Below are 25,012 nucleotides of genomic sequence, written 5' to 3'. Positions count from 1 at the left end.
GTCTCGAGTTCACGACACCGCAGGGGGATCGGCCATGAAAGCCGTTTCGCACGCCGATCGTGCCCCGCAGACTCCCGAAGTGTCGGCGGAACGACCGGATCTCAGTGCCTGGCGACAGCGCCACGCACTACGGCAATCCAATGCCGCACAACCGATTCCGAGTGCGCGCACCTACCGCCGCGGCACCAAACATCGCAAGCGGGAGTGGTAGCACCTTCGCGCTCCGCGACCCCCGTCAACTCGGCGGGCGTAGCGCGGCGAATTCGTCGGTGACGCGGATTTCGGATTCGGTGAAGCGGTAGACCGCTGCCGGCCGCCCGCCCGTGCGGCCGGGAGATGTCGTCGCGCCGGTCGGTGTGATCACTCCGCGGCGGGTAAGCACCCGTTGCAGATTCGTGGTGTCCACATCGTATCCGAGTGCGGCGCAGTAGATTTCCCGCAGCGTCGACATGGTGAAGCGCTCGGGGGCCAGGGCGAACGCGATATTCGTGTAGGACATCTTCGCCGCCAGTCGATTTCGCGCATGCTCGACAATGCCGCCGTGATCGAAGGACATGTCCGGCAGCGCCGAGACCGGATGCCACCGGGTGTCCGCGGGCAGTACCGGTTCCGCGGTGAGTGGCACCAATCCCAGATACGCCGAGGCGATACGCCGGTCGCCGGGTACGCGATTCGGATCGCTGAAGACCCAGACCTGTTCCAGGTGGGTCAGCTCCCGCACATCGACCTTCTCCGCCAATTGCCGTGCGGCCGAGGCGTCGAGGTCCTCGCCGTCGCGCAGCTTGCCGCCCGGTAGTGACCAGGTGCCCTCCGCGGGGTCGAGGGCGCGTTGCCACAGCAGTACCGCCAATTCCGTGCACTGGCCGGGCGGACAGCGCACGTTATCGGCTCCTGCCGCAGTGGAAACACGCTCACCTGCACTGATGATGTCCGGAAAGCGACGAACCTGGAACACGGCGGTGAGCGTTTCGTGGATAGTGCTACGATGGGCCACGTTTTCGATTCTAAGTCGAAAACCGGTTGTATGCGAATCGGCGATGTGGCCGAGCGCATGAGAGAAGGAGCCAGCCATGGCTGCAGTAGGTGCGACGATGACGCTCACCGAGCGCATTGTGGACGGGCCCGCGGGATTCACCGGCGTCGACGCCACTCCCGAGTGGGCACAGGAGATCAAGCGACTGGCGCGCGAGCGCAACGCGACCATCCTGGCGCACAACTATCAGCTCCCCGAGATCCAGGATATTGCCGACCATGTCGGCGACTCCCTCGCGCTGTCCCGGATTGCCGCCGAAGCGACCGAGGGCACCATCGTGTTCTGCGGTGTGCACTTCATGGCCGAGACGGCGAAGATCCTCAGCCCCGAGAAGACCGTGCTCATTCCGGACCAGCGGGCCGGCTGTTCGCTGGCCGACTCCATTACCGCCGAGCAGTTGCGGGAGTGGAAGGACGAGCACCCGGACGCCATGGTGGTGTCGTATGTGAACACCACCGCCGCGGTGAAGGCGCTCACCGATATCTGCTGCACCTCGTCCAATGCCGTCGATGTGGTCGCCTCCATCGATCCGGACCGCGAGGTGCTGTTCCTGCCGGACCAGTTCCTGGGCGCGCACGTCAAGCGCATCACCGGCCGCGAGAACATGCACATCTGGATGGGCGAATGCCACGTGCACGCCGGCATCAACGGCGATGAGCTCAATGAGCAAGCCCGCACCCACCCGGACGCCGAACTCTTCGTGCACCCCGAATGCGGTTGCGCCACTTCGGCGCTGTACCTCGCGGGCGCGGGCGAGTTCCCGGCCGACCGGGTGCACATCCTGTCGACCGGCGGCATGATCGACGCCGCGAAAGCCGCGAAGTCGAAGCAGGTGTTGGTGGCGACCGAGATCGGCATGCTGCACCAGCTGCGAAAAGCAGCCCCCGGCATCGACTTCCAGGCCGTGAATGATCGCGCCTCCTGCCAGTACATGAAGATGATCACCCCGGCCGCCCTGCTCCGCTGCCTGGTGGAAAACCGCGACGAGGTGCACGTCGATCTCGAAACCGCTGCTCTGGCCCGCAATTCGGTCCAGCGCATGATCGAAATCGGCAACCCCGGCGGCGCGGAATAGCAGCGGGCTCGGGCATTCGCCGGAAAGGGTGACAGCCGTGAGTATTTCCATCGCGTGGGAGACCGAAGCGGATCTCGTGGTGGTGGGCGGCGGTGTCGCGGGTTTGACCGCGGCCCGCACCGCCTCGCTGCGGGGGCTTCGAGTGCTGACCTTGAGCAAGGGCGGAGCCACCGACACCTCTACGCAGTATGCGCAGGGCGGTATCGCCGTGGTTGCGCCGCACGGGGATTCGGTGGAATCCCATGTGCACGACACCGTGGTCGCCGGGGCCGGGCTGTGTGAGCCGGAGGCGGTGCGCTGCATTGTCGAGGGCGGCGTGGACGCGGTTGCGGCGCTGACCGATCTGGGTGCGGTATTCGATCTCGGCCGGGACGGCGAGGTTTCGCGGACCCGGGAAGGTGGGCACAGCACTCGGCGGATCATTCACGCCGGTGGTGATGCCACCGGAGCCGAGGTGCAGCGGGCCTTGAACACGGCCGGACTGCCGGTGTTGTTCGGGGCCGCCGCTGTCGAGATCGTGACCGGTCCCGACGGGGTGCGCGGTGTGATCGCCGTATCCGACAAGGGATTCGGGATCGTGCATGCGCCCGCCGTCCTGCTGGCCACCGGCGGGCTCGGACAGTTGTACGCGTGCAGCACCAATCCGCCGGGAGCCACCGCCGACGGCATCGCGCTGGCGCTGCGGGCCGGGGCCATGGTCTCGGATCTGGAGTTCCTGCAGTTCCATCCCACCGTGCTGTTCACGCCAGGTGGGCTGGGTCGGCGGCCGCTCATCAGTGAGGCGGTGCGCGGCGAGGGCGCGGTTCTGGTGGATTCCCAAGGGGATTCGGTGACCGCGGGTGTGCATCCGCGTGGTGATCTCGCGCCGCGCGATGTGGTGTCGCGCGCCATCGAGGCCCGCATGCGTGCGCTCGGCACTGACCGCGTCTACCTCGACGCCAGGGCGCTCGACGGGTTCGAGCAGCGGTTCCCGACCATTACCGCGTCCTGCCGGGCCGCGGGGATCGAACCGAGCACCGATCTCATTCCGGTCGCGCCCGCCGCGCACTTCCAGTGCGGTGGCGTTGTCACCGATACCTACGGGCGCACCATCGTTCCCGGCCTGTACGCCGCCGGTGAGGTGGCCCGCACCGGTCTGCACGGGGCCAACCGGCTCGCCTCCAACAGCCTGCTCGAGGGCCTCGTGGTCGGCGAGCGCGCCGGCGCGGCGGCGGTCGAACGGCTGGGCGCGGCCGCGCGCATCGACGCCGGAGCGCACTTCGCGGGCGTGACGGCGCTGCCTCGGGCGGATCGGAAGCTGTTGCAGGAGTTGATGACCGAGCACGCCGCGGTCGTCCGCGACGGTGACGGCCTGCGCGGTGCGGTGTTGCGGCTGGTGGGCATGCTGTCCGGCGGCGAGGCCGACGAGACCAGCGAGGCGGTGCAGGGGAATTCGGCCGCCGCGATCATCCAGGATCTCGAAGACTCCGCGCTCACGCTGACCGCACGCGCGCTGCTGCTGACAGCCTCCGCCCGCACCGAAAGCCGGGGCTGCCACACCCGTTCCGACTATCCGGACCCGCGCGACGAGCTGCGCCGCAGCACGGCAGTGCGTTTGGGCCCGGACGGTCGTCCGAAATTGGTGACCGACGGCTCCGAAACGACGCCGTCGTGGCACCGCACGAAAGAAGGAGTGTACCGATGACTCTCGACGCCGGACTCGATCGCGACGAAGTGATCGCGCTCATCCGCAGGGCTCTCGATGAGGATCTGCGCTACGGCCCCGATATCACCACGGCCGCAACGGTTCCCGCGGACGCGGTGGCCAAGGCGGCCATGGTGTCCCGCCAGCCCGGCACCGTGGCCGGACTCGATGTCGGCCTGCTGGTACTCGACGAGGTGATCGGCGCGGGCGCGTACGAGGTCACCGACCGGGTCGCCGACGGTACCCGGGTGCAGCCGGGCGACACCGTGCTGAGCCTGCTCGCGCCGACGCGCGGCCTGCTCACCGCCGAACGCACCATGCTGAATCTCGTGTGCCATTTGTCCGGAATCGCCAGCGCGACTTCGGCCTGGGTGGATGCGGTCGCCGGCACCGGGTGCCGCATTCGGGACAGCCGTAAGACCCTGCCCGGTTTGCGCGCTTTGCAGAAGTACGCGGTCCGCACCGGCGGTGGTGTCAACCACCGCATGGGGCTGGGCGATGCGGCGCTCATCAAGGACAACCATGTGGTGGCCGCCGGATCGGTTGTCAATGCCCTGCGTGCGGTCCGCGAACTGAACCCGGATATCGAGTGCGAGATCGAGGTGGACAGCCTCGAACAGCTCGATGCCGTGCTCGCCGAGGACGTGCAGCTGGTGCTGCTGGACAACTTCCCGTTGTGGGCCACCCAGGCCGCCGTGCAGCGCCGCAACGACCGCTCGCCGCAGACGAAACTCGAATCCTCGGGCGGACTTTCGCTGGAGGACGCGGCGAATTACGCGGGGACCGGCGTGGACTACCTCGCGGTCGGCGCACTCACCCACTCGGTCCGGGTACTGGACCTGGGCCTGGATATGTGAGGCGGCCCTGGATATGTGAGGCGGCTCGGCGATATGTGCGGCGGCTCAGCGGCGGAAGGTGGGCGCCTCGGCGATCCAGCCGGTACCGCCGCAGACCGAGCACCAGTTGACCGAGCCGTTCACCAGCCCGTAATCACCTCGGCCTTCGCACATCCCGCAGTACCGCCAGCCTCTGTTCGGGGCAACGGTGTCGAAGAAGATATTCAGGAACCCTTGAATCGCCATGCAGATTGCACTCCTCGCGGTGGGAATCCAAACGCAGCAAGCGTGCGGTATCTGGCTGGCGAATGTCCAGCGGTATCCAGCAGGCTTTACAAGCCGAACTCCACCGGGTCCAGGCGCAGGGCTCGGCAGGCATCCCGGACGGCGGCGATTTCCTGCGCATCGAGGTCGCCGTCGACCTTGCCGATCATGATTCCCAATTGCACTGCGGCACGGGCTTCGACGGCATTTCCGGTGGCCTCGGCGATCTGCGCCATCACATAGGCGCGGCCGAAGGCCGGATCCAAGGTGATGCGAGTGCAGTTGTCCTCGAAGAGATTTCGCAGCTCATCGGTGGGAAAGTGCTGCAGCACAGTGTCCGTGCCGATGAGCTGCGCGACCCGGGTGCGATCGGCCGGATCGATATCGCCGTCCGCGGCGGCTATCAGTGCGCAAATACCCATGGTGGCATCCCGGAAAGAGCTGCCGCGCAATTCATTTCGCTGTGCGAGCAACTGCTGCCGCCACTGCGGGGCCTGCTCCAGGCGGCTGCGAAAAACCATGACACACTCCGAAATGATCTACCGGACTCGCAAACCCCGCGTCGGTGCCCGGATTGTGCTGATGTATCGATCCGACCTTAACAGTCGATCGACAGGTAGCGACCGGGAAGTTTCCGGCGACCCGGCAGCACCGCGACCGGCAGCACCCCGGCATCCGTCAGGACGTGAGCTCGCGTTCGAGCGGCGTGCGGAAGCGGGGGATGGGCCGCACATCGCCGTACCAGGTGGTGAGGCGCGCGGCCTCGGCCTCGATCAGCGCCTGGGCATCGGAACCGACGTCTTCGAGTAGGCGCCAGACGATTTCACCGTCGGGCCGCTGCGCCCAGCCGCCGACAATGCGTCCGTCCCACCACACGGTAGGGCCGACATTGCCATTGGTGTCGAACAGGATGGGGGAGTGCGGGCCGAGGTACCACTCGCGGGACTGCCAGCCCATCGGCGTCGGGTCGAGTGCCGGGAGCAGCGCGACCCACGGCTCGGGCGCCGGTGTCGGGTCCAGATCGTCGGCGAGCACCAGACCGGTCACACCGTCCAGATCCACCTCGGCGGTGTCGAGCTGCGCGAGGGTCTTGCGGACCTCGCCCAGCGTCCACCCCGTCCACCACTTGATATCGCTCACGGGTGCTGGTCCGAAGGACCGCAACCACTTTCGCACCAGCTCCACGCGCGCCGCTTCGGCCGAGAGGGTCGGAATCCCTTCCGGCAGCCAGGATTCGATGGGCGCCCAGGTGTATTGACTACTGCTCCAACTGCCATTGGGCCGGCCGCGCACGATTCGGCCCTCCGCACCGAGCAGCAGCAGCACCCAGCTGGTGATGCTGGTCGGCTTGGCATACGGCTTGCCGGGCGCGGTATTCACCTGGGTGCGCAGCCGCGGCACCTCCTTGCCGAGCTGTGCGCCGGTGGCGCTGCCCCGCGCCAGCAGCGTGTTGTGCGTTTCCGCCTCCACCTCGCTGAGCCAGGCGGAGACATCCCCGTCGACCGCGCCGGCCTGCTCGATGTACTTCGCGTACTGCTTGCGCTGCTTGTGCGCCAGCGCGTCCGCGCAGGACGCCTGTAGTGCGGGCACCAATTCGATGGGCGCGACGAACATGGTGCGCCGCATGGCCAGCATGCGCAGCAGCGTCCGATCCTCGTACAGCGCCTTCTCCACATACCCCGGCTCACCGACCCGCCCGCGCGCGCCGATCGAGAGGAAGACCGTCGCCGGATCGGTGGCGTGCAGCACCACCAGCGACCGCACCACCTCGTTCACATCGTCGGTCCGCGCCGCGGCCGCCAGCCGATGCCGTACTCCCAGCCGAGCGCGCCGCTCGGCCGCATCCATCGAACGCATGGGCGAATCCTAGCCGCTGGGTACGACACCGGCCGCCTGTTCGGGGGCGTGTGTCCGGGTACTTCGACCGGAGCTGGAAGCTCGGCGACAGCACAGCTGTCGACTGATCCGCCGGACACCCGTCGCGGGTACCCGGAACAGCGTCGTCGGCGTGTCATGATTCGGCGATGCGAGGTCGGTATCGGAGCTACGGCGCAGTCCTCGGTGTACTCGCGGCCATGATCGTTGCGGCGCCCGCGGTTTCTGCCGAAACGGCGGACAACGTACGGGTGGCGGTACACGATGTGACGCTGACGGTCGACGGCGAACAGGCCACCGGGCGGGTGTACGAGCCGTATCGGGATGCGCCGGGCGATACCGACCCGCGCGATCTGATCGTCGCCGTGCACGGACATGCCGGTAGCGCTGCCGATTTCGCCGACTACATGAGTTCCATCGCGCGGCAGACCATGGCGCCGCTGCTGACGATGGATCAGCGTTCCGCCGTCAGCCAGTGGCGGACCGGCGAATGGAATGTGTGGGCCGGCTGGCAGGACACCGTGGCCGCCACCCAGTGGTATCGCGGCGAGCATCCCGGTATCGGGCGCACCGTGCTGTGGGGCTGGAGCCAGGGCGGATTGACCAGCGGTCTCGCCGCCGCCTATGCGCCGCCCGGCACCTACGACTACTGGGTCGACACCTTCGGTCAGGCAAGCGATTTCGTATCCTGGCTGGAGGCCGACCGGGCGGGGCCGGACCTGCGACCGCAGATCGAACGTGATGCCGGCGGCTGTACGCCGGTGCTGTGTGCGGCCGCGTACGCGGCGCGTTCACCCTCGCTGCTGGCGGGGCGAATCGCGGTGCGCCGCGCCATTCTGCTGCACGGCACCGCGGATCCGCTGGTCCCGTACAGCTCGAGCGTGGAGATGCGCGCCGCCCTGACGGCGACCGGGAAGCCGGTCACCATGTACACCATTGCCAGTGGCCGCGATCTCAGCGGCGCGGTAGTGCCCGGTGAGCACGGCCTCGGCCCGGTGTTCTTCGAATCAGGTTGTGCGGTCGAGCGACTGCTGCTCGATACCGAGCCCGAAGGGGCGAGCGACTACCTGATCGATATCGCGCACGGCATCGATACCGCACCGCCTGCTCCGCCGAACACCAAGTGCGCCTCCTGAATCGGAGATCTAGTCGGCGCTGACCGCGTCGACAATGTTCAGGCGCGCGGCGCGCAAGGCCGGGGGTATGGAGCCCAGCAGGCTCAAAGCCAGTGCGGCGACGGTGAATACGGCCAGCAGCGGCCCGGGCCGGAAGGTGACGTCGATGCCCATCATATCGGCGGCCAGCCGCGAGTAGAGGAATTGATCGGAGAGTCCGAAGAGCACGCCCAGTGCCGCGCCGGCGATGCCGATACCCGCCGCCTCCGCCAGCACCATGCGCAGGGCGAAACGGCGGCTGGAACCCACCGCGCGCAAGATGCCCAGCTCCCGACGGCGTTCCAGGAGCGCGAGAGTCAGGGTATTGAGCAGCGCCATGGCGGCGATGACGGCAACGATGACCAACATGATGCGGGACAGCACCAGCCCCTGCTGCATGGCCTTGCTGATGCCGTCGAGTGCGGCCGGTCCGGTGTAGACGTGCATATCAGGTGGCGTGACTTCCCTGATCGCCGTGGCCAATTGGTTGCGATCGGTGCCGGGTACCCCGTCGATCTGCAGGGTGCTGGCGCCCGGCCGCTCGAACCAGTCGCGCATGAGGGTCAGGCTGATGGACGCGGTGCCGGACAGCGCGGAGAAGTACGACACCGAAGCCAGTACCCGCGTGCGCTTCTCGCCGCTCGGGGTCTGCACCGTCAACTCGTCGCCAACCGAAACGTGCAGTGAGCGAGCCAGATCCCGCGAGAGCGCGACACCCTCTCCCGCCAGCAGTCGCCGCTGGGTATCGTCATCCAGCGATCGGTACATGGCGTAATTGCTGCCCTGGTCGACGCCGTAGAGCAGGGCTTTGGTCCCGGCGAAGGATGCGAATGCCAACTGTCCCTCGGTAACTCGCGCCACTCCGGGCACCGCCGCGACCCGCTGGGCCATGTCCGCGGGCAGGAGCGGTGTCGGCACCGCATCCTCGGGAGTGACGCTCACCCAGACGTCATTGTCGGCGAGCGAGGCGAAGGTATCGCGGGCCGACCGCACCACATCCGTATTCGCGCCGGTAATGGTGATGGTCATGCCGACGGCAATCGCCACCGTCATGAGCGTCGCCCACACGCGTCGTGGTGCGCGGTCGATATTCACTCCGGCCAGGACACCCGCCGAACCCAGTCGCCTGGCAGCCGCACCGGCGACAGTGACGATCGGCCCGGCCAGCGCGAAGGCCAGTGCGATCTCGGTGCCGAACGCCAAACCCAGTGCGACCGAGGCGAAGAGCCCGAGGTGCGCGCGCATGACGATCATCGTGGCCACCGCCAGTACGGCGGCCGCGACGCCCGCGAAGATCCGCAGTCGCCGCGACACCACATCCGCGGGCGAGGCTCCGACCGGTGCGAGCGCCTCCACCGGTGACACCCGGTAGATCTGCCGTGCTGCCACCGCGGTGGCAGCCACATTGGTCAGGACGGCCGCTGCGATCGCCGCCGGCACCGCGTACCAGGGCAGCAGATACTCCAGCCGCGCCTCCATCATCTGTGTGAACGCACCCGGCAACAGCCCGATCGCATAGCGCCCGACCAGCACGCCCAGCCCGGAACCGAGGAGACCGCCGAGCAGACCCAGTGCCGCGGCCTCCACCAGTACATCTCGCACAATCGTCCCCTTGCGCCCGCCGATGGCGCGCAGCATGGAGATGACCGGCCGCCGCCCCGCCAGGGCCATGCTCATGGTGTTGTAGATGAAGAACGCCGAAACCACCAGGGCGATGCCCGCGCCCATGGCGGCAATGAACTCCAGCATCACAATGCCATTGCCGGTCTGCGCCGCCCGCAGGCTCGGCGGTCCGACCAGTGCCCGTCCCGCCACCGCCGCGGTCACCGCGGAATTCAGCTGTGCCGCATCGATACCGGGTGCGGCGACGATCAGCACCGAATCCAATTCGCCGGTGCGCCCGGTGATTCGCTGAGCCAGCGGCAGTGGGGCAATGAGGTAGTGGCCGCCGTTCAATCGCTGCTGCTGCGCATCGGAGAGCACCGAGGCAATGGTGACCTGCCCCGAACCCAGGTGCACCACATCGCCTTTTGTGTACCCGGCGGACGGACCGGCCAGTACCCCGTTCGGCACACTCAGCAGCGATCCGAGCTGGTCGCCCTGGACCGCGTCCTTCAGAGTGCTGTCCAGCGCCGCGCTCGAGGCATCGACTCCGAGCACCAGCAGCTGATTGTCCTGCGGTCCGACACTCGCGCGCAGCATCGGAACAGCCGCGGCCACTCCGGGTACGGCGGCCACATCGTTTCGCACGGCTTGCGGGAACCCGGCATCGCTGACGCCCGAGATTTCCAAGGCCGCATTACCCGCCAGTCCGGCGGCGAGCTGCGCGACCGACCCGGTGAGCGATCCGGAAATGCCGATCACCGCCACCAGGAATGCGGCCGACACCGCCATTACGAACACCGATGCCACGGTGCGGCCCCAATGTGTGGCGAACTCTCGAATTGTGAGCAGCCGCAACCGATCCAGCAGCGCGATCATGAACCAAGGTTAGGTTCCGCAGACAACCCTGTCTACGATTCCGCTACTCCGTCCCAGACGCCGTGGTGCGTCAGCTCACCCGCTCTCGGATGCTGATCTGCCCATCCGTCCGTCGAATGCGAAGGTCGTGGCTGAGCTGGGCTTCGAGCCCGCGTTCCCGACCTGTCGCGAGGGTCTCGCGACGCCGGCGGCGCGGAGAGTTGAGACCGCCGGGAACAGGTTCGTGCCGACCGCGGTTGGTCGAGACGAAGGAGACCGACAGGAGGCAGTGATGACGGCACCCGTGGACCCGTCCTATCGATGGGGCGGCGACGAGCTGGATCTGGACGCGTACCTGGAGCGCATCGGATACACGGGTGAGCGCACGCCCACGCTGGCGACACTGCGCGGGCTGGTGCGGGCGCACACCACGACCATTCCGTTCGAGAATCTGGAGATCATTCTCGGTCGCGGTATACCGCTCGATCTGGAGACCTTGCAGGACAAGCTGATCCGGCGTCGCCGCGGTGGGTACTGCTACGAGAACGTGCTGCTTTTCGCTGCCGCGCTGGAGCGGATCGGATTCGAATTCACTGGTATATCAGGGCGAGTCACGATGGGTGCGGCGGGATTGCGCCCGGCCACTCATGCGCTGCTGCGTGTCACTCCGGCCGATGACGACCGGGCCTGGCTCTGCGATGTGGGCTTCGGTGCGGGGCCGCTCGAACCTGTCGAGCTCACCCCCGATCGTGGTGAAATCTCGCTCGGCGCTTGGCGTTACCGTCTCGAGCTGGGTGCCGACGCGCTCGGCGGGCAGCTGTGGACGCTGCATCAGTTCGGTCACGACGGCTGGATCGATCGGCACACGTTCAGTCCGAATCCGCAATATCGGGCCGACTACGCGGTGGGTAATCACTTCGTCTCCACTTCGCCTCGATCGCCGTTCACCACGCGCCCGTTCATCCAGCGGTTCCAGCCCGAGGTACATCACCAGATCGACGGCACCACGTGGACGACGACCTATCCGGACGGCACCGGTGAGGTTCGTGAGCTCGAGGCCGCCGAGCTTCCCAAGGTGTTGGCCGAGGTGTTCGATATCGAACTCGACGATGCCGATGCGGCGCTGCTCACTCGCGCCGAATGGCCGGCGGCGACGAAAAATCCGCCCGAAGCGACCCGAAATCAGGTGGGGGCGACACGGAACGGCTGAAATCTGTTCCCACGCGGTGGGATCGGGCACTGTGGCACAGAATTCGCTGTCATGTCATGGAAGTACTCTGAGCTGCATATTCACGTGTCCTGTCACACAGCCGTCACCTGAGTGCGGTCCAGATCTCACCGAGATCTCGCTCATATCTCACGCTGACGTCGGCGTGCTGCCTGCGGCCCGCTACACTCATGCGGGGAAACACGCGGGCAACCGCGTCGTCACAGTCACCATCGCGGAGAATTTCGGAGTAGTGCCATCGAAACCGGCCAAGTGATCGCAGGGCATTACCGCCTGGTCGAACGGATTGGTAGCGGCGGCACAGGCGTCGTCTGGCGAGCCGTCGACCAACGGCTGGAACGCTCGGTGGCGGTCAAGCAGATCATCACCCAGCCCAGTCTGTCCGAGGCGGACAAAGACATCGTGCGTCAGCGCGCGGCCCGAGAGGCCCGCAATGCCGCACGCTTTCAGCATCCGAATGCCATTGTGGTGTTCGACATTACCGAGCACGAGGGCGATCCATGCCTCGTCATGGAGTATCTGCCGTCCCAGAGTCTGGCGGTGGTGCTGTCCTCACAGGGCACCCTGCCGCTGCCTCAGGTAGCGCGCATCGGTGAGCAGGTCGCGTCGGCGCTCATTGCCGCGCACCGGGTCGGCATCGTGCATCGCGATGTGAAGCCGGGCAATATCCTGCTCGGCGACAACGGGGCGGTGAAGATCACCGACTTCGGCATCTCCAAGGCCAAGGGCGACGTCACGCTCACTGCCACCGGACTCATCTCCGGCACCGCCGCCTACCTCGCACCCGAGGTCGCGCGGGGCGCCGAGCCGAGCCCGGCCGCCGATGTCTTCGCCCTGGGCGCCACGCTCTTCCATGCGCTCGAGGGCGAACCGCCCTACGGCACCAACCCGAATCCGCTCGCACTGCTGTACGCGGCGGCCAATGGCCAGATCAGCGAGCCGCGCAATGCCGGCCCGCTCAGTGATCTGCTGCTGGCGCTGCTCAGCTTCGAGCCGGAGGACCGGCCGAGCATGACCGAGGTCCGCGACATCATGGCGGACTTCGCGGAGCTCGGACCCGAAGCCGAGGCCACCCGCGTCATGGCCGCCCGCCGTCAGAATGGGAACACGCCGCCACCGTCGAAGCCGATCGGTGCACCCCGCACCGCCCAGCAGCGCGGGAACACCCGGCAGATGGATCGCCGCTCGGCCGCCAATGCCGATATCCCGACCGGGGCCATGGCCCAGGCGCAATTGCTCGAGACTCCGCCGCCCCGGCATCCGGTGTCGGCGGGTCCGCCCACGCGTTCCAACCCCGCTCCCCAGCTCGAATCCCGGGGTCGCGGCAAACTGGTGTGGGCCGGTGTCGTCGCGGCTGTCGTTGTGGTCGCGGCCGTGGTGTTCGGCATTATGAGTTCGTCGAATTCGGATGGCCCGGGGACGGCTTCGGGCAGTACCAGCGCATCGAAGGTGTCCACTTCCACGACCACGGGCGCAGCGGCAGGAACTCTCGGGCAAACCAAGAGCGTCGGCCAGGCGACCGTGGGCGGTGGCGCCGATACGGTAGACAAGTTCTATGACTCGCTCGTCAATATGAGCTTCGCCGATGCGTGGAGCAAGCTGACTCCGGCGGCCCAGCAGGTCTACGGCAGCCAGTCGTCGTTTCAGTCCTACTGGACGGACAATCGCGTCACCCGATACGCCAGCATTACGGGAGCACGGGGCAATGACAGTGCGAATGCCGATGGTTCGGTGGACATCGCACTGGCCAACCTGACCTCCGGTGGCCAGACCAAATCGCTGACGCTGCGCGTAATCGACATCGGCGGTGGCACTTTGAAGATCGACAGCGATACCCGATAGCCTGCGCTGTACCCGACGCATTGCGCCGCACCGGAAATCCGGTGCGGTGCAACGTCGTTATCTGGGGCTGTTGTTAAACCCCTGTGGTGGTTAGCCTTCCGATATGAACGTGCGCCAGATGCTCACAGAAGAGCGCGGGGAGCTGGTCGAACTGCTCCGTTCGCTGACCGCCGAGGAATGGGAGGCGGCGTCGCTGTGCGCCGGGTGGCGGGTGCGCGACGTCGTCTGCCACTTGCAGACCGATACCGTTTCCCTGCCCAATTATCTGCTGACGGCCCTGCGGAACCCCTCTGTCGATCGGCTCAATGCGGCCCTCGTCGCGCGGTTCCAGCCGCTGCCCACCGCGGAACTGGTGGACCGGCTGGCTCAGCCCGGCGGCTGGTTTGCCCGCTACTCACCGAAGCTGGCGCTCGCCGATACCTTCATCCACCAGCAGGACATTCGCCGACCGCTCGGCCGCGAACGCAAGGTCCCGGCCGAACGCCTGGTCGTACTGCTCAGCAACCCGGACCCCTTTGTGCGGCCCGGCCGTTTCCTGAAGGGTTTGCGCTGGGAAGCCACCGATGCCGACTGGTCGCGGGGGACCGGCCCGCTGGTCCGCGGTCCCGGCGAAGCGCTCGTAGTGGCCATGGCGGGACGCGCTGCCGCCCTCGATGATCTCGAGGGTGATGGCGTGCCCGACCTTCGTAGCCGCATCGGCGCGTAGCGCGAAAACTGCCGCAGCGCAGTATTTTCCGTGCGTCAGACGCGCTGGGATTCGGCGGCGAGTCCGGCGAGTAGTTGCAGTGCGGTGGCGCTGGGGGAGTCGGCTTCGACGGTGTAGGCGACCAGGGCCTGGTCGGGATCGTCGGGGAGGCGGAAGGTTTCGAAGCTGAGGTCGACACGGCCCACGACCGGGTGGCGGTAGACGTACCGGCCGTGGGTCTTGTCCCGGAGTTCGTGGTTGTTCCACAGCCGGCGGAATTCCGGATCCGCCCGGTGCAGTTCGTCGATCAGTTCGGCGATCTCGGTGTCGCCCGGATTGCGGGCGGCGTCGAGACGCAGGTAGGCCACGACATCGGCGGCTTTGCCGGGCCAGTCCTCGTAGAGCTCGCGCATGCCTTCGTCCAGGAAGACCATGCGGGCCTTATTGCGGTCACGCGGCGCCAGCGCGGAGAAATCGGTGATGAGCGCGGCTGCCTGCCGATTCCAGGCCAGCACATTGGTGCCGCGGCCCAGGACGTAGGCGGGCATATCGCCCGCGGAGTCGAGCAGTCGCCGCAGTCCCGGCCGCACCTGCTGTTCGGCGGGCGGCTCCTCACCCGACCACGGCCGCGCCAGCCGGTAGAGGTGATCGCGCTCCACCGGATTCAAGCGCAGCGCCCGTGCCACCGCGTCCAGCACCGACTCCGAGAAGTGCAGGGTGCGGCCCTGTTCGAGCCGGACATAATGGTCGACGCTCACGCCGGCCAGCATGGCCAGCTCCTCGCGCCGCAGGCCGGGGACCCGGCGGCGGGCGCCGTGATCGATCAGCCCGACCTCCTCCGGCCGCAGCCGGGCACGGCGGGAGCGCAGGAATTCGCCGAGTTCGGCACGCCGATCGAGAGTCATGAGATCAGTATCGCGGGAACCGGCGGGGGTATTCCTGGTCGTGTCATGACCAGGCTCGCGCCGGAGGGCTTATCGGCAGGTGAGGTCCTGGTCGGGGCGGGTGCCGTCGCGGAGGAATCGTTCGGTGGCATCGTTCGCGCAGCCGATCGGGGAGGGATAGACGCCGTGGCCGCCGCTGTCGACCGCGACCATGCGGGCGCGGGCGCCGAAGGCATTACGCAGGTTCAGCGCGGCGCTGTACGGGGTGGCCGGATCACGCAGGTTCTGGATCATCAGAATGTTCGACGGGCCGTCGGCGGTGACCACGGTCCGGGGTGCGACCGGCAGCGGCCAGAAGGTGCAGGGGGACAGGTTCTCCGGCATACCGGCGGTGAGCGGGTGTGCGTCCCGGCTGGCGGTGACGGCGGCGGCGTAGTCGGAAACTACTGTGGGCCAGGCGGAGTCATTGCAGATGGTAGCGACTCCGACCGCGGTGCGCTGCTGGACGATCTGCTCCGGCGGGAGGGGCTGCGCGTCCGGCAGGGGTGCCGACGCCTCGGCCGCCTTGATCATCCGTGCCAACGCCGGGAATGCCTGATCGCTGTAGAGGCCGTCGAGCAGTAGTTGCCGCAGACCATTGCCGGTCAACTGCCCCAGTTCGGATCCCGGCCAGGGGAGCGGATTCTGGTCGAGTCTCGCTGCGAGCGTGAGGAATCGGCTGCGCACGGCCTCGGGCGTCTCGGCGGTGCGATCGGGATTGCCGGGGGCGGCCGCCCACTTCGCGAAATCGGGGAACCGATCCTCCACACCGATTGCGTAATTGGCATTCCAGCCGCGCTCGACCCGGTCCGGATTCGGATCGTCGCTGCTGTCGAGCAGGATGCGATCGGTGCGCTGCGGGAACAGTGTCGCGTACACCGAGGTCGCGTAGGTTCCGTAGGACTCGCCCCAGGCGGAGATTCGATTCTCGCCCAGCGCTTCTCGAATGCGATCGATATCGTGCGCCTCGGTGCGGGTGCTGATATTGCGCACCAGCGCCCCGCCATTATCGTTGCACGCCTTCGCGATCCGCTGGCTCCCCCCGATATTCGCCGAGATGTCGCCGTCCCCGCGTGGCCAGCCACGGAAGCGTTCGGTGACCAGGTCATCGGGTGCGATGCCGCAGTCGGCCGTGGTGCTCGACCCCATTCCGCGGGGGTCGAAGCCGATCAGATCGTAGGTATCGCGCACGGCGGCAGGAAGTTTCGAGCCGAGCTGGGTCGGCCGGTCGAGGCCCGTATTGCCGGGGCCGCCCGGAACCAGCAGCAGTGCGCCGTGCCGGGTCCCCGGATGCGCACTGCGGATGCGGGAGACGGCCAGGGTGATTCGGTCGCCGTCGGGCCGGTCGTAGTCCAGCGGCACCTGAATGGTCGTGCATTCCTGTCGAGGGTCCGGTCCGCTGCCCGGACAGGACTTCCACTCCAGCGCCGCAGCGCTCGGCGCGTTCGCCGAGGTGCAGGCCGTGAGGGTGGCAAGGACGGTGAGTGCCAACAGGATTCCGAGGCGCGGGCTGCTCTTCACTCCGCCGACGCTAGGAGCGCCGGGCACTGCTGCGCGTCACTCCACGGTGCTGCACGCGGATCACCCTGCGGTACCGGCCGCACCGCCAGCCTGGTCATGCCGTGCCCAGGCTCGCGCCGCACTGTTCAGCCCGCTTGCGGCGTACGAAAGTAGTGCTCACAGCCGGAACCGATCCGGCAGCGCGGCTCGCCGCGACGTGGTTTCGAACGGGAGTTTCGAATGAATTCAGCATCGCGCAGCGATTCCGTGGGGGGCGGCGGTCGGGCGACGGGTGGGCGCAAGACTCGTCCTTTCGGTGACACGGGCATGGATATCACCCCACTCGGCTTCGGCACCTGGGTGATCGCCGGCTCCGGGTGGCAGTACTCGTGGGGTGCTACCGATGACGCCGAATCGATTGCCGCTGTGCGGCATGCGGTTGACCGCGGCCTCAATTGGCTCGATACCGCTCCTGCCTACGGGCTCGGTCATGCCGAAACGCTCGTCGGCAAGGCGCTGGCCGATATGCCGGAGGCCGACCGGCCGTACCTGTTCACCAAGACCGGCCTGATCTGGGAGGAGGGCGATGACCGCTCCGGTCCGCCGCGCCGCATTATGCGGCCGGAAACCATTCGGGCGGAATTGCAGGCGTCGCTGCGCCGCCTGCAGGTCGAGCACATCGACCTCTACCAGGTGCACTGGCCGGATACCGGCGCGGTCTTCGTCTACGGCGGTGAGGGTGCGAGCCTGGCCGCGCCGACTCCGCTGGAGGAGTACTGGCAGGTCATGGCCGACCTCAAGAAGGAGGGCAAGGTTCGCGCCATCGGCCTGTCCAATCATGATGTGGCGGAACTGAATCGCGCCGAGGCTGTCGCCCACGTGGATGTGATCCAGCCGCCGTTCTCGGCCATCAACCGCACCGCGGCACCGGAAATCGCTTGGGCCGAGGCACATTCCACCGGCGTGATCGCCTACTCGCCGCTCCAGTCCGGTCTGCTCACGGGCGCCTTCACCGCGGACCGCAAGTTGACCGCCGACGACTGGCGTTCCGACAGCCCCGATTTCACCATCGGACTGCCAGCCAACCTGGCGCTCGTCGACGCTCTGCGACCCATTGCCGCCCGCCACGGCGTCTCCATCGCCGAAGTGGCCCTCGCCTGGGTCAACTCCTGGCCCGGCGTGACCGCCGCCATCGTCGGCGCGCGCACCATCACCCAAATCGACGGCTGGACAGGCGCTCTCACCCTGGAGCTGACCCCGGCCGATGTCGAAGAAATCGCCACGGCCATCGTCACCACCGGCGCGGGCACCGGCCCCGCCCGCCCCTGACCCAGCAGAACTGCGGGCCCCGGCAGTTTCGGGGCTCCATCCACGGTCAATCGCCGAACATCGATCGAATCAGTAGGAGAACTCTCATGACGCTGCATGTTGTCGCCGAAATCCGTGTCAAGGCCGGCCAGGAGGACCGACTCCGCACCGCGCTGGAGGCCATGATCGAGCCGACGCTGGCCGAACCCGGCTGCGTGGTCTACCAGCCCTTCGTGGATCCCAATGACGCCGCCCACATGGTCCTCGTCGAAGAGTGGAAGTCGGGCGAAGTGCTCGAAGAGCACTTCCTCGCACCCCACTTCCAGCACCTCGCCGGGGTGTTCGAGGAGATTCTCGCCGAACCCGTCACCATCAACCGCCTCGTCGCCGAGTGACCTGACCGCTCGTCAATGCGGCCGGACCTGGGGCCCGGTCGCACAGGCGATGTCGAGCATGCCCGTGACCGTGACCATGGCAAGGACGTGAGCGGGATCTTGCCGCGGAGGCCCGATGGCACCCGGTCGTCTCGGCGCGGGCCGGCCGCTGTCCAGGCTGCGGACCGCCGCGGACTGCGTCGCCGAATGCTCTGCCGAGCGGGCCGAAGCAGGTGCTCGCGGTCAGCGCGTTCGGCATCCACGAAGCCGCTGTCCGGATGTGGTGATCGGGTCACAGATCCGGCGCTCGGCAGCGCTGAAAGCCGGATCGATGGGTAGTGTCGAGCGCATGATGCGGATTCGGACGACAGTGGTGCTGGTGTGCACGCTTGTTGTTGCCGCATGGGCAGTGCTCTTTTTGACCTCGGCCGAGCCGAATTCGCTGCTGGTGCTGGGCGCGGCCGCGCTGGTCGCGCTGACCGCCACCATGCTGGCGGCTCGCGGGCCGCTGCTGCATGTCACCGTGAGCGCGGGTCCGCCGGAGTCGGCGGGCCGTCGTCGCCGGGGAGCCTTTCTGCGACAGAGCAATCCAGATGCCGCGGGGCGTCCGCGCCCGCGCGCACCGGGGGCCCTCGCGGTCTGATCGGGCTCCCTCGATCAGACCTTCCGCTGCCCCGATTCGCTCCACCCGCGGCATTCCGCGGGTGCCTCGCAGTGAGGTCCCACACTTATGCTCGATTTCATCTACTACCCCGTGTCCGCGGTCCTGTGGCTGTGGCACACGCTCTTCGCATCGATTCTCGGCATCCCCAGCGGCCCGGCCTGGGTGCTGGCCATCATCTTCCTGGTCATGACGCTGCGGGCATTGCTCATCCGCCCGTTCCTGGCGCAGCTGCAATTCCAGCGCAAGCTGGCCCTGATCGGGCCGGAGCTGAAGGAGATCCAGCGCAAGCACGCCGATGACAAGGAGAAGCAGGCCGTCGAGGTGCGAAAGCTGCAGCAGCAGCACGGCTTCAATCCGCTGCTCGGGTTCCTGCCGATGATCGGTCAGATCATGGTCTTCGTCGGCCTGTTCCATGTGCTGAATTCGTTCCACGCCGGTGTTGCCAACTATGTGTTCTCGACGGCGCAGGTGCAGTCGTTCCTGTCGGCGAGCCTGTTCGGCGCACCGCTGTCGATGAGCCTGTCCCATGCGGGCGGCGCGTTCGGTTCGGTTGCCGTGGTGGTGGTTCCCCTGCTGCTCATCGCCACGGTCGCGACCCACTTCACGGCCCGATTCTCGGTGGCGCGCCAGCGTGAGACGGCCCCGGACCAGTCGGCTCAGGTTCGGGTGATGAATACGCTGTCGATGTGGGCGTTCCCGCTCGGCACTTTGGTCACGGGCGCGCTGTGGCCGGTGGCCATTCTGCTGTACTTCGTCACCCAGAATGCCTGGACGTTTGTACAGCAACACCTGGTCTATCGCCGGTTCGATGCCGAGGAGGCCGTGCCCGCGCTGCCCGCGACACGCAGCGAATAGCCGCCGAATCCGCTGCACCGATTCCCCAGCCCTGCCGGTCAGCGCGGTGCGGCGGATAAGCGATGGCATCGACCCGATAGTCTGGTACCTGGTCGCGGGCAGTTTCGGCTGCCCGGTGCACCCCTTTGATGATCAGCACAGACAAGGACTGCAGAGCGCTATGACAAGCCGCATCGAGCTCGCCCGCGTCGATTTGCGCGGACGTACTCCCACTGCTGGTGAACTGCGTGCGGCACTGCCGCGCGGAGGCGTCGACGTGGACTCGGTGCTGCATCATGTCCGGCCGGTCGTGGAGGCCATCCGCGATCGGGGCGTCGAGGCCGCGCTGGAGTTCAGCCAGAAGTTCGACGGTGTCCAGCCCGCCTCCGTGCGTGTGCCTGCCGCCGAGCTGGACAAAGCGCTCGAAGAACTCGACCCCGCGGTACGCGCTGCCCTCGAAGTCGCCATCGAGCGCACCCGCAAGGTGCATGCCGATCAGCGGCGCACCGACAAGGTCACCCAGGTGGTGCCCGGCGGCACCGTCACCGAACGCTGGGTGCCGGTCGAGCGGGTCGGCCTGTATGTGCCGGGCGGCAATGCCGTCTACCCGTCGAGCGTGGTCATGAATGTGGTTCCCGCGCAGACCGCGGGCGTGGATTCGCTGGTGGTGGCCTCGCCGCCGCAGGCGCAGTTCGACGGACTGCCGCACCCGACGATCCTGGCGGCCGCCAAGCTGCTCGGTGTCGAGGAGGTGTGGGCGGTCGGCGGCGCGCAGGCGGTCGCACTGCTGTCCTACGGCGGCACCGATACCGATGGCGCTCAGCTGGAACCGGTCGACATGATCACCGGGCCGGGCAATATCTATGTGACCGCGGCCAAGCGGCTGTGCCGCGGGCTGGTCGGCATCGATGCCGAGGCCGGGCCCACCGAGATCGCGATCCTGGCCGATGCCACCGCCGATCCGGTGCACGTGGCCGCCGATCTGATTTCGCAGGCCGAGCACGATGTGCTGGCCGCGAGCGTGCTCGTCACCGACAGCGTCGAGCTCGCCGACGCCGTGGATGCGGCGCTGACCGCGCAGATGGCGGTCGTCAAGCACCACGATCGAGTGGCGGAAGCCCTGTCCGGCAAGCAGTCCGGCACCGTGCTCGTCGACACTATCGACCAAGGTCTGCGCGTGGTGAATGCCTACGCCGCCGAACACCTGGAGATCCAGACCGCCGACGCCTCCGCCGTTGCCGCCCGAGTGCGCAGTGCCGGAGCGGTTTTCGTCGGCGCCTGGTCGCCGGTCAGCCTCGGCGACTACTGCGCGGGCTCCAACCACGTGCTCCCGACCGCCGGCTGCGCCCGGCACTCCTCGGGTTTGAGCGTGCAGACCTTCCTGCGCGGCATCCACGTCGTCGACTACTCCGAGGCGGCCTTGAAAGACGTTGCCGCACACGTGGTCGCGCTGGCCAACGCCGAGGACCTGCCCGCACACGGGCAGGCCGTGCAGGCGCGATTCGGAGAACTGCGGTGAGTGCTGTGACCATCCCCGGATCCGCTGTCTCGCTGGATGATCTACCGCTGCGGGAGAACCTGCGCGGTAAGAGTCCCTACGGCGCACCGCAATTGACGGTGCCGGTACAGCTCAATACCAACGAGAACCCGCACCCGCCGAGCAGGGCGCTGGTCGACGATGTCGCCGAATCCGTGCGCGCCGCCGCCGCCGACCTGCACCGCTACCCGGACCGCGATGCGGTCGGCCTGCGCACCGAGCTGGCCGCCTACCTGACCCGGCAGACCGGTGTCGCGGTGGACGTATCGAACGTGTGGGCCGCCAACGGTTCCAACGAGATCCTGCAGCAGCTGCTGCAGGCCTTCGGCGGACCCGGCCGCAGCGCACTGGGTTTCGTGCCATCGTACTCGATGCACCCGATCATCTCCGAGGGCATCGACACCGAATGGGTCGAGGCCAAGCGCAACGGCGACTTCTCCCTCGATATCGACTACGCCGTCATGGTGATCGCCGAAAAGCGTCCCGATGTGGTGTTCGTGACCAGCCCCAATAATCCGACCGGGCACAGCATTCCGATCGCCGACCTGGAGCGGATTCTCGATGCCGCACCCGGCATCGTGGTGGTGGACGAGGCGTACGGGGAGTTCTCCAGCGCACCCAGCGCCATCACGCTGATCGACCGGTTCCCGGCGAAACTCGTTGTCAGCCGGACCATGTCGAAGGCCTTCGCCTTCGCGGGCGGCCGGCTCGGGTATCTCGCGGCGGCGCCTGCCGTCATCGACGCCATGCTGCTGGTGCGGTTGCCGTATCACCTGTCCGTGGTCACCCAGGCCGCGGCGCGGGCAGCACTGCGGCATGCCGACGAAACCCTCGGCAGCGTCGCGGAATTGGCGGCGCAGCGCGATCGGGTGATGGCGGCGCTGGGTGAGCTGGGCTACGACGTCATCCCGTCGGACGCCAACTTCGTGCTCTTCGGCCGCTTCGCCGACGCGCCGCGCGCCTGGCAGCACTACCTCGACGAGGGCGTGCTCATCCGCGATGTCGGTATCCCCGGATACCTGCGCACCACCATCGGCCTGGCCGCCGAGAACGACGAATTCCTGCGCGTCAGCGCGAAACTTGTTGCGACCGAAGTGGTTGCCCTGTGAGTACGGAGGCGAGCCTCCCAGTGAATACGGAAGCGAGCATGGACCGAATCGCCCGGGTGGAACGCACCACTCGTGAATCCAGCATCGTGGTCGAACTGAACCTCGACGGCACCGGTAAGACCGACATCTCCACCGGCGTCCCGTTCTACGACCACATGCTCACCGCATTCGGCCAGCACGGCAGCTTCGATCTGACCGTTGCGGCCAAGGGCGACATCGAGATCGAGGCCCACCACACCGTCGAGGACACCGCCATCGTGCTCGGCCAGGCCCTCGCGCAGGCGCTCGGCGACAAGAAGGGCATCCGCCGCTTCGGCGACTCCTTCATCCCGATGGACGAAACCCTCGCTCAGGCGATCGTCGACGTCTCCGGCCGCCCGTACTGCGTGCACACCGGGGAACCGGAACACCTGCTGCACACCGTGATTCCCTCCGCGGGCCCCGGCGCGTCCTACTCGACCGTCCTGAACCGGCACGTCTTCGAGTCGATCGCGCTCAACGCGCGCATCGCCCTGCATGTGCGGGTGCTCTACGGCCGCGACCAGCACCACATCACCGAGGCCGAATTCAAGGCCGTCGCAAGGGCTTTGCGTGCCGCCGTCGAACTCGACCCGCGCGTCACCGGTATCCCCTCCACCAAGGGGACCCTATGAGCAAGAAGCTGGCGCTGCTGGATTACGGCTCCGGCAACCTGCATTCCGCGGAACGTGCCCTGGTGCGCGCCGGTGCGGAGGTCACCGTGACCGCCGATCCCGAAATCGCCTTGAACGCAGACGGTCTCGTGGTCCCCGGCGTGGGCGCCTACGCCGCCTGCATGTCCGGCCTGCTCGGCGTCCGCGGCGATCGCATCATCGGCAAGCGCCTGGCGGGCGGTCGTCCGGTTCTCGGTATCTGTGTGGGCATGCAGATCCTGTTCGAACGCGGCGTCGAATTCGGCGTGGAGACCGCGGGCTGCGCCGAATGGCCCGGCACCGTAGAGCGTTTGGACGCCCCCGTGCTTCCGCACATGGGCTGGAACACCGTCAAGGCTCCGCAGGACAGCGTCCTGTTCGCAGGCATGGACGAAGACACCCGTTTCTACTTCGTCCACTCCTACGCCGCCCAGACCTGGGGCCTGGACGACCACGGCACCCTGGCCCCGGCCAAGCTGACCTGGGCCGAACACGGTGTCCCGTTCCTCGCGGCCGTGGAAAACGGCCCGCTGAGCGCCACCCAGTTCCACCCGGAGAAGTCCGGCGACGCCGGAGCTCAACTCCTGCGCAACTGGGTCGACTCCCTCTGACCCCCCGAAACCCCCGCCGCGAGCGGGGGTTTCGTCGTTTCGCCTACTTCGCCGCGCTGAGCACCGGCCGAGTGCCCGTCTCCCACACCGGAGTGGTTTCGACTCGGGAGAACAACCACCCGGTGCCCGTGCGTACCGCGTCGAACCGGTAGACCTCGCCGAGGGTGTAAAGCGGTGGCGTCACGGGCGTTTCCGGTGTCGGCCCGGGCGCGAAGACCGCCATGAGATTGGCGCGCACGCTCGCCGTATCACCGTGCAGATCGACGATCACGCTGCTGATGAAGTGTTGAATCCGCCGTCCGGGGGAGTGGGTTCGGGTGGCCTGTGCGATGAGGGCGGCGAGGCCGTCGGCGCGCCCGCCGGGTGTCTTGGCGGTCGCGTCGGTGGTGTAGATCGCGGCCAGTTCGTCGAAGCTGCCTTCGTCGAGGACGCGGCCGAGCCGGTCGACCAGGGCGCCGATCTCGGCGCGATCGATCAATTCCGCTAGCTGGATGTTGCTCATCAGGAGCACCTTTCAAGAGAATTATTGGTCACTCCAACGTTGGTGGCACCAACCTAACAGATTGTAGGTACCACCAACAAGTGTTGCTAGATTGCTCCCATGGACATCGCGCACGAGGGAGCCTCCGGCAGACTGCGAGCCCTGCCCACCCGCCTGGTCGGCCAGGTGGCCATCATCGCCAACCGCGCCACCGAGAAAGCCTTGGCCGACACCGGTTCTCGGCGCTACCACTACGCTCTGCTCGCCACCCTCGACGAGGCCGGACCGCTCAGCCAAGCCGAGGTCGGCCGCCGCACCGGGATCGACCGCAGTGACGTGGTGGCCGCCGTCAACGACCTGGTCGCCCGCGGCTTCCTCAACCGCACCCCCGACCCGGCCGACCGCCGCCGCAACACCCTCACCCTCACCCCCGCCGGACGAACCCACCTGCACGACCTAGACGTCCGCCTCGAAGCCGCACAATCCGAACTCCTGCCCGGCTTCTCCGCCGCCGAACGCGCCAACCTCGTCCTGACCCTCACCCGCATCCTGGAACGGCACGCCCGCAAGTGAGCGCACTGCCCGAATTGCCCAGGCCGACGGCGGAGCACGGGTTGGTAACCACTAGGATGCTCCCGTGAGTCTTGTGCTGCTACCTGCAGTCGATGTCGCCAATGGGGAGGCCGTGCGCCTGGTTCAGGGGGAGGCGGGCAGCGAAACCAGTTACGGGTCGCCGCGCGAGGCCGCTCTGGCTTGGCAGCACGACGGGGCCGAGTGGGTGCATCTGGTGGATCTGGATGCCGCCTTCGGTAAGGGTTCCAATCGGGAACTGCTGGCGCAGGTGATCGGCGAGCTCGATGTGAA

26 protein-coding genes are annotated in these 25,012 nt (G+C 67.4%); 18 read left to right on the top strand and 8 right to left on the bottom strand.

Going from position 1 to position 25,012, the window contains the following annotated elements; all coding sequences use genetic code 11:
• Positions 1-34: 34 nt before the first annotated feature.
• On the top strand, positions 35-211 hold the full coding sequence (locus tag JWN03_RS12165) for a hypothetical protein (protein ID WP_297613834.1): 177 nt from the start codon (positions 35-37) through the stop codon (positions 209-211).
• A 24-nt stretch (positions 212-235) separates the two neighbouring features.
• On the opposite strand, the gene JWN03_RS12160 is transcribed toward JWN03_RS12165, so the two are convergent.
• Positions 236-994 carry an NUDIX hydrolase gene (locus tag JWN03_RS12160; protein WP_297613833.1) on the bottom strand — a complete coding sequence of 253 codons (759 nt, stop codon included), beginning with the start codon at positions 992-994 and terminating at the stop codon, positions 236-238.
• A 76-nt stretch (positions 995-1,070) separates the two neighbouring features.
• Here JWN03_RS12160 and nadA point away from each other — a divergent pair, with 76 nt between their 5' ends.
• From nadA to nadC, 3 genes are read left to right on the top strand one after another with little or no spacing between them, the layout of a single operon-like run.
• A complete protein-coding gene (gene nadA / locus JWN03_RS12155; protein WP_297613832.1) occupies positions 1,071-2,108 on the top strand; it encodes a quinolinate synthase NadA in 1,038 nt (345 codons plus the stop codon).
• Positions 2,109-2,136: 28 nt separating this feature from the next.
• Positions 2,137-3,792, top strand: a complete 1,656-nt coding sequence (locus JWN03_RS12150; protein ID WP_297613831.1) for an L-aspartate oxidase — start codon at positions 2,137-2,139, stop codon at positions 3,790-3,792.
• On the top strand, positions 3,789-4,649 hold the full coding sequence (gene nadC, locus JWN03_RS12145) for a carboxylating nicotinate-nucleotide diphosphorylase (protein WP_297613830.1): 861 nt from the start codon (positions 3,789-3,791) through the stop codon (positions 4,647-4,649). Before JWN03_RS12150 ends, nadC begins: the two co-directional genes overlap by 4 nt.
• A gap of 45 nt (positions 4,650-4,694) precedes the next feature.
• On the opposite strand, the gene JWN03_RS12140 is transcribed toward nadC, so the two are convergent.
• The 3 genes from JWN03_RS12140 to JWN03_RS12130 all read right to left on the bottom strand — a co-directional run bounded on the left by JWN03_RS12140 (position 4,695) and on the right by JWN03_RS12130 (position 6,749).
• Positions 4,695-4,874 (bottom strand): hypothetical protein, encoded by a 180-nt coding sequence (locus JWN03_RS12140; protein ID WP_297613829.1) that lies wholly within the window; start codon positions 4,872-4,874, stop codon positions 4,695-4,697.
• Between the two features lie 86 nt (positions 4,875-4,960).
• Positions 4,961-5,413, bottom strand: a complete 453-nt coding sequence (locus JWN03_RS12135) for a tellurite resistance TerB family protein (protein WP_297613828.1) — start codon at positions 5,411-5,413, stop codon at positions 4,961-4,963.
• A gap of 157 nt (positions 5,414-5,570) precedes the next feature.
• On the bottom strand, positions 5,571-6,749 hold the full coding sequence (locus tag JWN03_RS12130) for a winged helix DNA-binding domain-containing protein (RefSeq protein WP_297613827.1): 1,179 nt from the start codon (positions 6,747-6,749) through the stop codon (positions 5,571-5,573).
• Between the two features lie 167 nt (positions 6,750-6,916).
• Between JWN03_RS12130 and JWN03_RS12125 the strand changes: the two genes are divergently transcribed.
• The gene (locus JWN03_RS12125) at positions 6,917-7,903 is read left to right on the top strand and encodes an alpha/beta hydrolase family protein (RefSeq protein WP_297613826.1); all 987 of its coding nucleotides are present in this window, start codon (positions 6,917-6,919) and stop codon (positions 7,901-7,903) included.
• A gap of 9 nt (positions 7,904-7,912) precedes the next feature.
• Here JWN03_RS12125 and JWN03_RS12120 read toward each other — a convergent pair whose 3' ends face one another.
• On the bottom strand, positions 7,913-10,402 hold the full coding sequence (locus JWN03_RS12120) for an ABC transporter permease (protein ID WP_297613825.1): 2,490 nt from the start codon (positions 10,400-10,402) through the stop codon (positions 7,913-7,915).
• 271 nt (positions 10,403-10,673) lie between these two features.
• Between JWN03_RS12120 and JWN03_RS12115 the strand changes: the two genes are divergently transcribed.
• The 3 genes from JWN03_RS12115 (at position 10,674) to JWN03_RS12105 (ending at position 14,157) form a co-directional block, all read left to right on the top strand.
• Positions 10,674-11,591, top strand: a complete 918-nt coding sequence (locus tag JWN03_RS12115) for an arylamine N-acetyltransferase family protein (RefSeq protein ID WP_297613824.1) — start codon at positions 10,674-10,676, stop codon at positions 11,589-11,591.
• Between the two features lie 270 nt (positions 11,592-11,861).
• On the top strand, positions 11,862-13,451 hold the full coding sequence (locus JWN03_RS12110) for a serine/threonine-protein kinase (protein ID WP_297613823.1): 1,590 nt from the start codon (positions 11,862-11,864) through the stop codon (positions 13,449-13,451).
• A 103-nt stretch (positions 13,452-13,554) separates the two neighbouring features.
• Complete coding sequence (locus JWN03_RS12105; RefSeq protein WP_297613822.1) at positions 13,555-14,157, top strand: maleylpyruvate isomerase family mycothiol-dependent enzyme; 603 nt, start codon at positions 13,555-13,557, stop codon at positions 14,155-14,157.
• 35 nt (positions 14,158-14,192) lie between these two features.
• Here JWN03_RS12105 and JWN03_RS12100 read toward each other — a convergent pair whose 3' ends face one another.
• Together JWN03_RS12100 and JWN03_RS12095 are read right to left on the bottom strand one after the other, a co-directional pair.
• Entirely contained in the window at positions 14,193-15,041 is an 849-nt protein-coding gene (locus JWN03_RS12100; RefSeq protein WP_297613821.1) for a helix-turn-helix transcriptional regulator, read from the bottom strand.
• 69 nt (positions 15,042-15,110) lie between these two features.
• A complete protein-coding gene (locus tag JWN03_RS12095) occupies positions 15,111-16,580 on the bottom strand; it encodes an alpha/beta hydrolase (RefSeq protein ID WP_297613820.1) in 1,470 nt (489 codons plus the stop codon).
• Between the two features lie 306 nt (positions 16,581-16,886).
• Between JWN03_RS12095 and JWN03_RS12090 the strand changes: the two genes are divergently transcribed.
• The 8 genes from JWN03_RS12090 to hisH all read left to right on the top strand — a co-directional run bounded on the left by JWN03_RS12090 (position 16,887) and on the right by hisH (position 23,667).
• Positions 16,887-17,888, top strand: a complete 1,002-nt coding sequence (locus tag JWN03_RS12090; protein ID WP_297613819.1) for an aldo/keto reductase — start codon at positions 16,887-16,889, stop codon at positions 17,886-17,888.
• Between the two features lie 86 nt (positions 17,889-17,974).
• Positions 17,975-18,262 (top strand): putative quinol monooxygenase, encoded by a 288-nt coding sequence (locus tag JWN03_RS12085; protein ID WP_297613818.1) that lies wholly within the window; start codon positions 17,975-17,977, stop codon positions 18,260-18,262.
• Between the two features lie 115 nt (positions 18,263-18,377).
• Complete coding sequence (locus JWN03_RS12080) at positions 18,378-18,884, top strand: DUF6412 domain-containing protein (protein WP_297613817.1); 507 nt, start codon at positions 18,378-18,380, stop codon at positions 18,882-18,884.
• Between the two features lie 87 nt (positions 18,885-18,971).
• A complete protein-coding gene (gene yidC / locus JWN03_RS12075) occupies positions 18,972-19,760 on the top strand; it encodes a membrane protein insertase YidC (RefSeq protein WP_297613816.1) in 789 nt (262 codons plus the stop codon).
• Positions 19,761-19,920: 160 nt separating this feature from the next.
• The gene (gene hisD, locus JWN03_RS12070; RefSeq protein WP_297613815.1) at positions 19,921-21,258 is read left to right on the top strand and encodes a histidinol dehydrogenase; all 1,338 of its coding nucleotides are present in this window, start codon (positions 19,921-19,923) and stop codon (positions 21,256-21,258) included.
• Positions 21,255-22,385: a histidinol-phosphate transaminase gene (locus JWN03_RS12065; protein ID WP_297613814.1), complete on the top strand. Its 1,131-nt coding sequence runs from the start codon at positions 21,255-21,257 to the stop codon at positions 22,383-22,385. The genes hisD and JWN03_RS12065 overlap by 4 nt, the downstream gene beginning before the upstream one ends.
• Positions 22,386-22,423: 38 nt before the next feature.
• Complete coding sequence (gene hisB / locus JWN03_RS12060; RefSeq protein ID WP_297613813.1) at positions 22,424-23,038, top strand: imidazoleglycerol-phosphate dehydratase HisB; 615 nt, start codon at positions 22,424-22,426, stop codon at positions 23,036-23,038.
• A complete protein-coding gene (hisH, locus tag JWN03_RS12055) occupies positions 23,035-23,667 on the top strand; it encodes an imidazole glycerol phosphate synthase subunit HisH (protein WP_297613812.1) in 633 nt (210 codons plus the stop codon). The genes hisB and hisH overlap by 4 nt, the downstream gene beginning before the upstream one ends.
• A 43-nt stretch (positions 23,668-23,710) precedes the next feature.
• Here the strand turns inward: hisH and JWN03_RS12050 are convergent, their stop codons facing one another.
• On the bottom strand, positions 23,711-24,169 hold the full coding sequence (locus JWN03_RS12050; protein WP_297613811.1) for a nuclear transport factor 2 family protein: 459 nt from the start codon (positions 24,167-24,169) through the stop codon (positions 23,711-23,713).
• 99 nt (positions 24,170-24,268) lie between these two features.
• On the opposite strand from JWN03_RS12050, the gene JWN03_RS12045 reads away from it, so the two are divergent.
• Together JWN03_RS12045 and JWN03_RS12040 are read left to right on the top strand one after the other, a co-directional pair.
• Positions 24,269-24,721 carry a MarR family winged helix-turn-helix transcriptional regulator gene (locus JWN03_RS12045; protein ID WP_297613810.1) on the top strand — a complete coding sequence of 151 codons (453 nt, stop codon included), beginning with the start codon at positions 24,269-24,271 and terminating at the stop codon, positions 24,719-24,721.
• A 64-nt stretch (positions 24,722-24,785) separates the two neighbouring features.
• Positions 24,786-25,012 (top strand): HisA/HisF-related TIM barrel protein (locus JWN03_RS12040; RefSeq protein ID WP_297613809.1); only part of this gene is annotated, 227 nt, incomplete at its 3' end.

The organism is Nocardia sp., from assembly GCF_025465275.1.
Lineage (GTDB): Bacteria > Actinomycetota > Actinomycetes > Mycobacteriales > Mycobacteriaceae > Nocardia.
Note: the sequence above shows the minus strand (reverse complement) of the source record. Positions and strands in the feature narration are given on the sequence as shown.

Coding starts and splice junctions, on each gene's coding strand:
- JWN03_RS12165 (WP_297613834.1), top strand. CDS start 35: ATGAAAGCCGTTTCGCACGCCGATCGTGCCCCGCAGACTCCCGAAGTG.
- nadA (WP_297613832.1), top strand. CDS start 1,071: ATGGCTGCAGTAGGTGCGACGATGACGCTCACCGAGCGCATTGTGGAC.
- nadC (WP_297613830.1), top strand. CDS start 3,789: ATGACTCTCGACGCCGGACTCGATCGCGACGAAGTGATCGCGCTCATC.
- JWN03_RS12140 (WP_297613829.1), bottom strand. CDS start 4,874: ATGGCGATTCAAGGGTTCCTGAATATCTTCTTCGACACCGTTGCCCCG.
- JWN03_RS12135 (WP_297613828.1), bottom strand. CDS start 5,413: ATGGTTTTTCGCAGCCGCCTGGAGCAGGCCCCGCAGTGGCGGCAGCAG.
- JWN03_RS12130 (WP_297613827.1), bottom strand. CDS start 6,749: ATGCGTTCGATGGATGCGGCCGAGCGGCGCGCTCGGCTGGGAGTACGG.
- JWN03_RS12125 (WP_297613826.1), top strand. CDS start 6,917: ATGCGAGGTCGGTATCGGAGCTACGGCGCAGTCCTCGGTGTACTCGCG.
- JWN03_RS12120 (WP_297613825.1), bottom strand. CDS start 10,402: ATGATCGCGCTGCTGGATCGGTTGCGGCTGCTCACAATTCGAGAGTTC.
- JWN03_RS12115 (WP_297613824.1), top strand. CDS start 10,674: ATGACGGCACCCGTGGACCCGTCCTATCGATGGGGCGGCGACGAGCTG.
- JWN03_RS12105 (WP_297613822.1), top strand. CDS start 13,555: ATGAACGTGCGCCAGATGCTCACAGAAGAGCGCGGGGAGCTGGTCGAA.
- JWN03_RS12100 (WP_297613821.1), bottom strand. CDS start 15,041: ATGACTCTCGATCGGCGTGCCGAACTCGGCGAATTCCTGCGCTCCCGC.
- JWN03_RS12090 (WP_297613819.1), top strand. CDS start 16,887: ATGGATATCACCCCACTCGGCTTCGGCACCTGGGTGATCGCCGGCTCC.
- JWN03_RS12085 (WP_297613818.1), top strand. CDS start 17,975: ATGACGCTGCATGTTGTCGCCGAAATCCGTGTCAAGGCCGGCCAGGAG.
- JWN03_RS12080 (WP_297613817.1), top strand. CDS start 18,378: ATGGCACCCGGTCGTCTCGGCGCGGGCCGGCCGCTGTCCAGGCTGCGG.
- yidC (WP_297613816.1), top strand. CDS start 18,972: ATGCTCGATTTCATCTACTACCCCGTGTCCGCGGTCCTGTGGCTGTGG.
- hisD (WP_297613815.1), top strand. CDS start 19,921: ATGACAAGCCGCATCGAGCTCGCCCGCGTCGATTTGCGCGGACGTACT.
- hisB (WP_297613813.1), top strand. CDS start 22,424: ATGGACCGAATCGCCCGGGTGGAACGCACCACTCGTGAATCCAGCATC.
- hisH (WP_297613812.1), top strand. CDS start 23,035: ATGAGCAAGAAGCTGGCGCTGCTGGATTACGGCTCCGGCAACCTGCAT.
- JWN03_RS12050 (WP_297613811.1), bottom strand. CDS start 24,169: ATGAGCAACATCCAGCTAGCGGAATTGATCGATCGCGCCGAGATCGGC.
- JWN03_RS12045 (WP_297613810.1), top strand. CDS start 24,269: ATGGACATCGCGCACGAGGGAGCCTCCGGCAGACTGCGAGCCCTGCCC.